We start from the raw sequence: 3,078 nt of genomic DNA on the forward strand, positions 1-3,078 counted from the left end.
ATGCCTTCCCACATCGTTTCCCACTTAACCATGACTTTGGGACCTTAGCTGGCGGTCTGGGTTGTTTCCCTCTTCACGACGGACGTTAGCACCCGCCGTGTGTCTCCCGTGATAACATTCTTCGGTATTCGTAGTTTGCATCGAGTTGGTAAGCCGGGATGGCCCCCTAGTCGAAACAGTGCTCTACCCCCGAAGATGAGTTCACGAGGCGCTACCTAAATAGCTTTCGGGGAGAACCAGCTATCTCCCGGTTTGATTGGCCTTTCACCCCCAGCCACAAGTCATCCGCTAATTTTTCAACATTAGTCGGTTCGGTCCTCCAGTTAGTGTTACCCAACCTTCAACCTGCCCATGGCTAGATCACCGGGTTTCGGGTCTATACCTTGCAACTTGACGCCCAGTTAAGACTCGGTTTCCCTACGGCTCCCCTATACGGTTAACCTTGCTACAAAATATAAGTCGCTGACCCATTATACAAAAGGTACGCAGTCACCCAACAAAGTAGGCTCCCACTGCTTGTACGTACACGGTTTCAGGTTCTATTTCACTCCCCTCGCCGGGGTTCTTTTCGCCTTTCCCTCACGGTACTGGTTCACTATCGGTCAGTCAGGAGTATTTAGCCTTGGAGGATGGTCCCCCCATATTCAGACAGGATGTCACGTGTCCCGCCCTACTCATCGAACTCACAACGTATGCATTTTTGTGTACGGGACTATCACCCTATACTGTGCGACTTTCCAGACGCTTCCACTAACACATACCCTGATTCAGGTTCTGGGCTCTTCCCCGTTCGCTCGCCGCTACTGGGGGAATCTCGGTTGATTTCTTTTCCTCGGGGTACTTAGATGTTTCAGTTCCCCCGGTTCGCCTCATTACACTATGTATTCATGTAATGATAATGTGTCGAAACACACTGGGTTTCCCCATTCGGGTATCGTCGGGTATAACGGTTCATATCACCTTACCGACGCTTTTCGCAGATTAGCACGCCCTTCATCGCCTCTGACTGCCTAGGCATCCACCGTGTACGCTTAGTCGCTTAACCTCACAACCCGAAGGTGTCTTAAAGACATCATCGCGCTGCGATTATTTGAGAGACTCTGTTACAGACTAATCCACCACTCAGTACTTCTACGGAGAGTGATGTTCAGCTGTAAACTTTCAATTTTCAGCTTGTTCCAGATTGTTAAAGAGCAATATCTTAAACACGACTCATTAAAGTCATCTTTAAGTTATTTTCTGTTCATAAAAGAACAGTTGATAATGTCTTTCACACATTATCGGAGTGGCGTCCCCAAGGGGATTCGAACCCCTGTTACAGCCGTGAAAGGGCAGTGTCCTAGGCCTCTAGACGATGGGGACACGAAAATTCCGTACCAGACCACATACATGGTTTGGCACTTTTCGTATCAGCGTAAGGTTGCCCTCACTGCATCAACAGGTGCTCTTGCTCATTAATTTCATCAGACAATCTGTGTGGACACTGCACAATGCGTATCTTTAGGTAAGGAGGTGATCCAACCGCAGGTTCCCCTACGGTTACCTTGTTACGACTTCACCCCAGTCATGAATCACAAAGTGGTAAGCGCCCTCCCGAAGGTTAAGCTACCTACTTCTTTTGCAACCCACTCCCATGGTGTGACGGGCGGTGTGTACAAGGCCCGGGAACGTATTCACCGTAGCATTCTGATCTACGATTACTAGCGATTCCGACTTCATGGAGTCGAGTTGCAGACTCCAATCCGGACTACGACATACTTTATGAGGTCCGCTTGCTCTCGCGAGTTCGCTTCTCTTTGTATATGCCATTGTAGCACGTGTGTAGCCCTACTCGTAAGGGCCATGATGACTTGACGTCATCCCCACCTTCCTCCGGTTTATCACCGGCAGTCTCCTTTGAGTTCCCGACATTACTCGCTGGCAACAAAGGATAAGGGTTGCGCTCGTTGCGGGACTTAACCCAACATTTCACAACACGAGCTGACGACAGCCATGCAGCACCTGTCTCAGAGTTCCCGAAGGCACTAAGCTATCTCTAGCGAATTCTCTGGATGTCAAGAGTAGGTAAGGTTCTTCGCGTTGCATCGAATTAAACCACATGCTCCACCGCTTGTGCGGGCCCCCGTCAATTCATTTGAGTTTTAACCTTGCGGCCGTACTCCCCAGGCGGTCGACTTAACGCGTTAGCTCCGGAAGCCACGCCTCAAGGGCACAACCTCCAAGTCGACATCGTTTACAGCGTGGACTACCAGGGTATCTAATCCTGTTTGCTCCCCACGCTTTCGCACCTGAGCGTCAGTCTTTGTCCAGGGGGCCGCCTTCGCCACCGGTATTCCTCCAGATCTCTACGCATTTCACCGCTACACCTGGAATTCTACCCCCCTCTACAAGACTCTAGCTTGCCAGTTTCAAATGCAGTTCCCAAGTTAAGCTCGGGGATTTCACATCTGACTTAACAAACCGCCTGCGTGCGCTTTACGCCCAGTAATTCCGATTAACGCTTGCACCCTCCGTATTACCGCGGCTGCTGGCACGGAGTTAGCCGGTGCTTCTTCTGCGAGTAACGTCAATGTTCAGTGCTATTAACACTGAACCCTTCCTCCTCGCTGAAAGTGCTTTACAACCCTAAGGCCTTCTTCACACACGCGGCATGGCTGCATCAGGCTTGCGCCCATTGTGCAATATTCCCCACTGCTGCCTCCCGTAGGAGTCTGGACCGTGTCTCAGTTCCAGTGTGGCTGGTCATCCTCTCAGACCAGCTAGGGATCGTCGCCTAGGTGAGCCATTACCTCACCTACTAGCTAATCCCATCTGGGCACATCCGATGGCGTGAGGCCCGAAGGTCCCCCACTTTGCTCTTACGAGGTCATGCGGTATTAGCTACCGTTTCCAGTAGTTATCCCCCTCCATCAGGCAGTTTCCCAGACATTACTCACCCGTCCGCCGCTCGCCGGCAAAGTAGCAAGCTACTTCCCGCTGCCGCTCGACTTGCATGTGTTAGGCCTGCCGCCAGCGTTCAATCTGAGCCATGATCAAACTCTTCAATTAAAAGTTCGATTTGCTTCAACAAGTGAAGCG

Annotated in this window: 1 tRNA gene and 2 rRNA genes (1 of these 3 running past the window's edge); all 3 read right to left on the minus strand. The window is 51.0% G+C overall.

What is annotated here, in order from left to right:
• Positions 1–1,045: ribosomal RNA gene (locus EDF78_RS25440) — 23S ribosomal RNA — on the minus strand; it reaches 1,962 nt to the left of the window's first position.
• Between the two features lie 241 nt (positions 1,046–1,286).
• Positions 1,287–1,362, minus strand: a tRNA-Glu gene (locus EDF78_RS25445).
• 143 nt (positions 1,363–1,505) lie between these two features.
• Positions 1,506–3,048 (minus strand): 16S ribosomal RNA (locus EDF78_RS25450).
• Together the 16S and 23S rRNA genes with 1 tRNA gene alongside form the textbook arrangement of a ribosomal RNA operon.
• Positions 3,049–3,078 lie beyond the last annotated feature (30 nt).

The sequence above is a fragment of the Rahnella sp. BIGb0236 genome (genome assembly GCF_004364755.1).
Lineage (GTDB): Bacteria > Pseudomonadota > Gammaproteobacteria > Enterobacterales > Enterobacteriaceae > Rahnella > Rahnella victoriana.